The 8,048-nt window shown below is 45.1% G+C and carries 10 protein-coding genes and 1 pseudogene; 9 read left to right on the forward strand and 2 right to left on the reverse strand.

The genetic code is table 11. The features are described 5' to 3' along the window. The 6 genes from WBA89_RS23215 to WBA89_RS23240 form a co-directional block, all read left to right on the forward strand. The coding region (locus WBA89_RS23215; RefSeq protein ID WP_424409780.1) for a response regulator at positions 1–717 on the forward strand (717 nt) is incomplete at its 5' end. A 125-nt stretch (positions 718–842) separates the two neighbouring features. After that, positions 843–1,184: a type II toxin-antitoxin system RelE/ParE family toxin gene (locus tag WBA89_RS23220; RefSeq protein ID WP_424409781.1), complete on the forward strand. Its 342-nt coding sequence runs from the start codon at positions 843–845 to the stop codon at positions 1,182–1,184. A 19-nt stretch (positions 1,185–1,203) separates the two neighbouring features. Then, entirely contained in the window at positions 1,204–1,470 is a 267-nt protein-coding gene (locus WBA89_RS23225; RefSeq protein WP_332972245.1) for a transcriptional regulator, read from the forward strand. 17 nt (positions 1,471–1,487) lie between these two features. Next, positions 1,488–1,889, forward strand: coding sequence for a helix-turn-helix domain-containing protein (locus WBA89_RS23230; protein WP_424409783.1), 402 nt, complete (start codon positions 1,488–1,490; stop codon positions 1,887–1,889). A 553-nt stretch (positions 1,890–2,442) separates the two neighbouring features. Further along, complete coding sequence (locus tag WBA89_RS23235; protein ID WP_424409785.1) at positions 2,443–2,640, forward strand: hypothetical protein; 198 nt, start codon at positions 2,443–2,445, stop codon at positions 2,638–2,640. Between the two features lie 593 nt (positions 2,641–3,233). Next, complete coding sequence (locus WBA89_RS23240) at positions 3,234–4,700, forward strand: adenylate/guanylate cyclase domain-containing protein (protein WP_424409786.1); 1,467 nt, start codon at positions 3,234–3,236, stop codon at positions 4,698–4,700. A 283-nt stretch (positions 4,701–4,983) separates the two neighbouring features. Here the strand turns inward: WBA89_RS23240 and hisG are convergent, their stop codons facing one another. Beyond that, on the reverse strand, positions 4,984–5,628 hold the full coding sequence (hisG, locus tag WBA89_RS23245; RefSeq protein ID WP_424409787.1) for an ATP phosphoribosyltransferase: 645 nt from the start codon (positions 5,626–5,628) through the stop codon (positions 4,984–4,986). A 197-nt stretch (positions 5,629–5,825) separates the two neighbouring features. On the opposite strand from hisG, the gene WBA89_RS23250 reads away from it, so the two are divergent. From WBA89_RS23250 to rppA, 3 genes are all read left to right on the forward strand, one after another. Then, the gene (locus WBA89_RS23250; protein ID WP_424409788.1) at positions 5,826–6,095 is read left to right on the forward strand and encodes a hypothetical protein; all 270 of its coding nucleotides are present in this window, start codon (positions 5,826–5,828) and stop codon (positions 6,093–6,095) included. 100 nt (positions 6,096–6,195) lie between these two features. Continuing rightward, positions 6,196–6,846 (forward strand): glutathione S-transferase family protein, encoded by a 651-nt coding sequence (locus WBA89_RS23255; protein ID WP_424409789.1) that lies wholly within the window; start codon positions 6,196–6,198, stop codon positions 6,844–6,846. Positions 6,847–6,891: 45 nt separating this feature from the next. Next, positions 6,892–7,578 carry a two-component system response regulator RppA gene (gene rppA / locus WBA89_RS23260; protein ID WP_424409790.1) on the forward strand — a complete coding sequence of 229 codons (687 nt, stop codon included), beginning with the start codon at positions 6,892–6,894 and terminating at the stop codon, positions 7,576–7,578. Between the two features lie 115 nt (positions 7,579–7,693). Here rppA and WBA89_RS23265 read toward each other — a convergent pair. Beyond that, positions 7,694–8,048, reverse strand: a pseudogene (locus tag WBA89_RS23265) (hypothetical protein); the annotation flags it as partial.

Genomic DNA, 8,048 nt, shown 5'->3' on the forward strand with positions numbered 1-8,048 from the left:
CCTGTAAATGCCAGCACTCCTTATTTTTGTTTTGAAGTGAAAGACTCGGGTATCGGCATTCCTCAAGACCGCTGGAACTTGCTATTTCGACCTTTTCAACAGGTGGATTCTTCCCTGACTAGGCGGCACGAAGGCACCGGTTTGGGTTTGGCTTTGACTAAGCGTTTGGCGGAATTGCACGGGGGAACTGTTTCTTTTCAATCAGTTTGCGATGTCGGCAGTCTGTTCCGCGTTTGGTTGCCTTTGACTGAGATGCGTCAAGAGTTGGTAAGTTTTGCCAATTGTGCTTTGGATGCCAAGTTGGTAGCTGCTTCTGCGATCGCTTTGCCAATTGGCAGCAAGCGGATTTTGGTTGTCGAAGACCAGCCTTTTAACCAAATGTTAATTTCTGAGGTGATGGAATTGGAGGGCTACGGGGTAGAGATTGTCGCGGATGGGAAGGCGATGGCCGATCGAATTTTGGCCGCTTCTGCTGCGCCGGAGTTGCTGCCGGATTTGATTTTGATGGACATTCAATTGCCGGATGTTGACGGCTTTGAGTTGATGCGGCGAGTTAAGGCAGATCCTGTATGGGACTCGGTACCGATGATTGCGGTGACGGCGATGGCGATGGCTGGCGATCGCGATCGATGTTTTGAAGCTGGCGCTTCTGGTTATTTGAGCAAGCCGCTGGATCTTAATTTGGCGATCGCCACTATCCGTTCTTTTCTCTCTTAAACAGCATTTACCAAACAAAATGATTTAATCCATACCGCAAATTGTCATCAGATTAGTTTGGCGAGGGTCGGGTGGGGGCGATCGTTTTCAAGTAAACTAAGCCAGGATGCGTTTATAATCGAGTAGTGGAAGTTCAACCAAGACAAATTCAGAACTATCTAACAGTAGACGGAAGAATCCCTTTTGCAGAATGGCTAGATGCTTTGCGAGATCGGCGAGCTATAGATAAAATTGAAAAGAGGCTGAGGCGCGTCGAGTCAGGCAATTTGGGCGACTCTCGCTTTGTTGGAGAAGGAGTCTGCGAGCTGAGAATTAACTATGGGCCAGGATATCGCGTTTATTTTGGACAAATCGGGTCAACAATAGTTCTCCTTCTCTGTGGTGGAGATAAAAGTACCCAAGAACAAGACATTGAAAAAGCTAAAGAATATTGGAGAGATTATGGAAGTCAAAGCACCGAGGAGTAGCAGTTACCGAGAATATCTGATGTCATCTCTAAAAGAACCCGAAAGAGCTGCTGGCTACATTGAAACTTTTTTGGAATTAGAAGAAGGTGACGAACCAGAATATTTATCATCTGTGTTGAAAGATGTAATTGAGGCGCACGCGCAAATAAATCCTGTTTTGGAAGAAGTAAAGTCGCGCTACGAAAAACTAGATCGAATGCTTTCAGAAACTAAGGGTGCTGAAATTTATGCTTTGGTTGAGTTGCTGGATGCACTGGGGTATCGGATTGCGATCGCTCCCAAGTAGATTAGTTTGATGATTGTATGGTGAGTTTCGATCTAAATATTTACAGCAGCTTGCTCTCTCAATATCAGCCTCGAATTATCAAAACTGAAGAGGAAAACGAGATATTTTTGGAAATTGTTGAAGAATTACTCTCACGTCCAAATCTGACTCCCGAAGAAGATGCGCTATTAGAATTGATGGTAAAACTGATTGAGGATTTTGAAGATCGGCACTATCAACTTAATACATCAACGCCTAAGTCAAGGTTGCTGCATTTGATGGATGCTCGGAGTCTAGAAGCAGAGGATTTAGTAGAAATTATGGGTTCGAGTGAGGCGGTAGTTGAGGTAATTAACGATCGGCTAGAAATCAGCAAGAAACAAGCTGAGGCTTTGGGGAGGTTTTTTCACGTCGATCCGGGGTTGTTTCTGTTCAATTAAGCGATCGCACTCTGTAATTCCCCGGAGGGCGATCGCATCCAAGATTGATTTGGCGAGTGTGGAAAACAAAAATTATAATAGATCGTTTAATCCGCAGGAGAATATGGCAAATCTAGACTGGTTGGAATGGAACTGTATTCCTGATTCTCTCAATTTTAAAGTTACTCAACATGGCAGTTTTCCCTCATGTATAGAAAAAGTCGAACTTTCAAGAGGGTCATATCTAAAGCTACTGGCACTGGGCAAGGGAAATGGAGATTTTGATTTTTCGCAAGATTATCGTATAAAAAATCTATTTCACTCTGTACATATTCATCAGTTTATTAGCCTTTCTATATTAAGGCTATAATCCTGGCAATTAAGCCTTGATGTTTATGCGCTAGCGCTATATCCCTAACGATCTTGACAGATATTTGTAGAGTTAAATACGATTAATTTGTTCAGCAAAAAGCCACAACTTTTTCTGAAACAAAACAGTCAACAGCCAGCGCCTCTACCTACCAAGTGTCCGCGCTGGCTCTGGCTCCCTTATGCAAAGGAGACAAAACCCATTATGACTTACAAAGAGTGCCTCAAGCCTTGGGCGGTTGCGCGTTTGCTTCCCAATTTGCAATGGGCGATTGTCGGGCGATACCGCAATCGATCGGACGCTGACGGACATCTTCCGTTGTGTCGCCAGCGAGTCCTCGATATCCGATTGAAAGTTGTGTTTGCTTTGCCCGATCGCACTGATTTGACACATCGGGACTGATAACGGATCGTAGAAATCGGTTTTTTAGGCAGAACTTACGCCAGGGCCGACAAAAAAACCGGGTTTTTCACCTAATCTGCGGACTACAGCAGAGGATTTGCGTAAAAAAACCCGGTTTCTGGTCACCCGTGCGTCCAGGACTATTAGGGAAAAAGAAAACAGCCCTACGTGAGACTGTCTTCGATCGCACTATTGTATTTGCCACTGCTGGGCCTCCTACTTTTCTAACTGCCACTAATGCTGGGTTCACTGCCACTAAGGTGTAATTTATTACATTTTATCGTGCAAAACGCTAAACTCAATAGTATAGAAATTTTAGATTGAATGTAAAATCAATTTATCTTAACCGAACTCAACTATTTATAAGATCGGGGACATCTCTTTTCAGAAACTAGGGGAAAGACTAAAGAATACAGCACAATCTGTTCTGGACGCTATTAAACTAAAGAAACCGGGTTTTTTACCCGATTAAAAATCTGGATGCAGTATTTTCCCAAAAAATCCGATTTCTAGGCGCTCCTCCGTCAATCCTCGCTAAATACCTCAATTTTTCGTCCTTACCGGTCGGTGACAAACTTTACCTATCATATTCCATGTCAAACAAGTCGCCCTGCATCATGTTGGTTGATGACGAGCCAGATAATCTGATTTTACTCCAAGACTTATTGCAACCCCAAGGATACGTCACAGTATCAGCGCTATCTGGCTCAGAAGCGCTTTCTATCGCCCGCGCACATATACCTGATTTAATTTTACTGGATATTATGATGCCGGAAATGGACGGTTTTGATGTGTGCGAGATTTTGCGGAAGGATACGGCATTGCAAACTGTACCGGTGATTTTTTTGACTGCCCTCGATGACGACACCTCTCGCCTCAGAGGCTTAGAAATGATGGCAGATGATTATTTAACCAAGCCTTTTAACAGTCGCTTGCTGCTGGCAAAAGTTGAAAATGTTTTGCAGTTGAGCCAACTGCGATCGCAAGCTGTATCTTCCCAATTCAACCAGAGGGTAAAAGAGCAAAGCAAACGACAAATCGCGGCGGCTTGGGAGGCTAACGAATATATTTCCGAAAAATTTCAGCTTTTTGTGCCGGAACAGCTTCTCGGACGAATTGCGCCGAAGGGAATAGAATCGATTCAGTTGGGAAATGTCACAGAAGAAGAACTGACTATTCTATTTTGCGACATTCGCGGGTTTACGGCGATCGCAGAATCTCAAGCAGCACGCGAAACCTTTGAATGGTTGAACGCTTTTTTTACTAAAATGAACGATTGCATCACCTCCCACGGCGGGTTTATTGACAAATACCTAGGCGATGCCATCATGGCAGTATTTGACAAGCCGAATTCTCACGCTATGGATGCGATCGAAGCAGCAGTAGCCATGCAAGAAAGTTTGCAGGAATTTAATACCAGCCGGCACAAATACAATTTAGAATATCCCGTCAACATCGGTACAGGAATTAACACCGGTATCGGCATGATCGGCACCTTGGGCTCCGATCGCCGGATGGACTCTACAGTCATCGGCGATGTGGTAAATACAGCTTCTCGCTTAGAAAATTTAACTAAAATATACGGCTGCCAAATTATTGTTAGCGAAAATGCGATCGTTCACGCCAGAGAATTTCTAAATAACATAAGTCCCAACTCAAACTTAAAAGAAAGTCTATTATTAAAGTGCGACTTGGAAGCAAAAACAGGGAAGAGTATGATTTCAAATTCTCACGCGACAGCAGCCGACAGCCATTCAGCCAGCAACAATTATTACTATCGCTGGATCGATAGAGTAACCCCGCGCGGCAAGCAGCAAGCTATTGAAATCTACGAAATCTGGCCCGCATCCAGTCCCGACTCCCAGGCAAAGCAGCTTACCCAGGCTTTATTTGACAAAGGAATTCAAGGATGGCAAGCCAAAAAACTTGTCGCCGCCCTGGGATACTTTCAGCAACTAATCGAACAAAATCCTGCCGATACAGTAGTCAGTTTATATATAGAGAGATGCCGGGAAAAATTAGGTCTTATACCTGCAAATAGCATCTCAGAAATCAGCTAAATAAAACCGTTCGCAGTGAGGAATTCAGTCCTGTTTCATTCTCAGACAAATAATCGTTTTGTAGGGGTAGTGCCCCCGTGCCTACCCTCCCCATCCAGGATTTTGCACTTGTTTCAGAGATTGGGGTGGGCACTCTTGGCACCGCCCCTACAAGAGAATGAAACAGCCCTACGTAGGGAGGACTTCAGTCCTCTTTTAAAAACGCAAATAAAAACCTGTAAGGAAACGACACGGTGCGCCGATTCGGAAACTGCAATGCCGTTTTTCTAATAATTTTAAACCATCAAACCGCCGTCAAAACTTGCTTCCTCAAATTCCCAATCAACTCATTCACTCCCCCAGAATTCAAACGGTAACTCAAAGGATGACCGATCAAATAAGCCGAACTTTCAAACAAAACATCAATCTCCACCAAACCATTTTCCCGCAAAGTTTTGCCAGTCGAAACCAAATCCACAATAGCCTCCGACATACCCGTAATCGGCCCCAACTCCACAGAACCGTAAAGCGGCACAATTTCCACGGGCAAGTTCAAATTGTGAAAATATTCCCTCGCACAGTTGACGAACTTAGAAGCAACTCTACCGTGAGGTGGCAAATCCACACTTCGCCGATAGGAACTAGATTCCTTCACCGCCACCGACAGCCGGCACTTGCCAAATTGTAAATCAATTAAATTGGCAACTTTCGGTTTTTTTTCCCGCAAAACATCATAACCGGCAATCCCCAAATCAGCTTGACCGTATTCCACATAAACCGGCACGTCGTGCGTCCTGACTAGCAAAGCTTTTGCTGTTCCGGTGGGGTCATAAATTTGAAGTTGTCGGTTAGAGGAATCTAGAAAAGCGCTGAAGTCTAATCCAACCGATTTAAACAGCCGAATGCTATCTCCTAACAATCCGCCTTTGGGAAGTGCAACAGTAATCATGTCAATTTTTAAAGTGTAAATTGCTCAATTTGGGAAGGGGCGATCGCGGTACAAGCAGAAACAGCTTTTACCAAACTCAGAATAACACATAGAGTTCCTAGCGAAAAATAAATTTTGGGTATTGCTCGATCCTTTGTTTGGGTATATATTATATTTAGTAAGTTTTTATAGAGTCACATTTTTAAAGGGCGGTCAGTATGGAAAACAATCAAGAGTTAGACAGTCAAGAATTTGACGGAGAATTTCACAGTGTAGACCCGGATTCCCTGAAAGTTACAGTAGATGAAATTCTCTCAGGCGGCGGTCTAGAGGCCGAGGAAATGGATTATACAGTAGCCGTACCTACCGCTAACCACCCCAGAATCCCCAGGATCAGAGGTTTCTCATCTCCGTTGAAATTAAGCGTGTTCGATGACACCACGCGAGCGAAGTTTGCCGAAAAACGCGGAACGCTGGGAGGTTGTTAATGCAAGATGCTTGCAGAGGCCATTGTGTGTCGCGCATTTATGTATTAAACTCTAAAACTTAAAATTGAACGGGCGATCGCAAATAACTCACAGCTAAACTATGACTGAATTAACACTTGTTATTGGCAACAAAAATTATTCCTCTTGGTCGCTGCGCGCTTGGCTGGTGATGAAACAAGCTGGACTGGAATTTGCCGAAGCGAGAATCCCCCTAGACGGGCCGACAACCCACGCGGAAATTCGGCGCTATTCTCCCTCGGGAAAAGTGCCTGTTTTAATCGACGGCGACTTGAAAGTGTGGGAATCTTTAGCAATTTGCGAGTACGTTGCCGATCGCTACGCCCGTGATTTGTGGCCTGCAGATGTGGCCGATCGCGCGATCGCCCGTTCCATCTGCGCCGAAATGCACGCGGGGTTCCAAAATTTGCGCGAAAATATGCCGATGGACTGCCGCAACCGCTATCCGGGAGAAGGAATGACTGCCGGTGTCAAAGCAGAGATCGATCGCATCTTTGCCATTTGGCGCCAATGCCGCCAAAAATTCGGAACAGGCGGCGATATGCTGTTCGGAAAATTCACAGTTGTTGACGCGATGTTTGCCCCCGTAGTCATGCGTTTTGTTACCTACGAAGTCAAATTAAATACAGAAACAAAAGCTTATGCTGATGCGATTTTAGCAATTCCTGCAATCCAGGAATGGTTGGCGGCAGCTTACAGCGAAACGGAAAGTATTCCACACATTAAAATGTAGCAAAAATCAGTTTACTTAAGCTAAAATCTCAAATTTTAAATCAGGATGCGAATTCTTTTAGTTGATGATGAAGTTGAGTTGACTGACCCTTTGAGTCGAGTTTTAACCCGCGAAGGTTATACAGTTGATGTGGCATTTGACGGAGCAACAGGCAGCAATTTAGCAATCCAGAGAAGTTACGATTTGCTAATTTTAGATTGGATGCTGCCCAAACAAACCGGACTGGCAATTTGTCAAGAATTGCGATCGCAAGGACGGAATACACCAGTGCTCTTTCTCACCGCCAAAGATACCCTAGACGATCGCGTACAAGGACTCGACGCAGGCGCAGACGACTATCTAGTCAAGCCTTTTGAACTGCGGGAACTGCTAGCCAGAGTCCGCGCCTTGCTGCGGCGGCCTCCCACTTTTGACTCCGAAGTGGCTGTCGGGCGGCTGCAAGTTGCAGACTTACAGCTAGACTACGACAATCAAATAGCCTATCGGGGCGATCGGACAATTGACCTATCAGAAAAAGAATGCCAGTTATTAGAATACTTAATGCGCCATCCCGGTCAACTGCTAACACACGAACAAATCCACCAATATTTGTGGAGTGAAACAGAAAAACCCAGCAGCAACGTATTAGCAGCTCAAATTCGCCTGCTGCGCCGTAAAATAGAAGCCCCAGGCGAATCCACCCTAATTAACACAGTCTACGGTAGAGGCTATCGCTTTGGAGAAGGCAGTTAATAATAATTGCCCAAAAAATCTCGTAGATGCAGGCGGCGGTTGAAACTCCGCAAGAATCAAACTATCCTCCGCCTCCGCAGACACAAGAAAACAACCTAAATTTAACCGTCAGTCTTCAACCCGTTCCCGTCGGGTGCAAGTCTCGCGTAGAAGCCGTTTCAACCGCCCCCTGTTCTTGACAAATCAAAGTAATTACTGACACCTCCGGCCGACAAAATAGCCTCCCTGGCGCATAAGTTCCCAAACCGCGATTCACGTACAGCAAATTACTCCCAACCCGATGCAAACCGCTAGCCCATTCCCAGTGACTAACTACTCTATCGCAAGCCGACAGAAGAGGAATCCACTTTCGGATTGGTTGAGGAATTAAATAGCCAATTTTTCTCACCCAAGCATACAAAGGCCCGATACCGGGAATCACAATTTGACCGCCGTGAGTGTGCCCGGAAAACTGCAAATCAATCCGCCAC

The sequence above is a fragment of the Microcoleus sp. genome (assembly GCF_049646505.1).
Lineage (GTDB): Bacteria > Cyanobacteriota > Cyanobacteriia > Cyanobacteriales > Microcoleaceae > Microcoleus.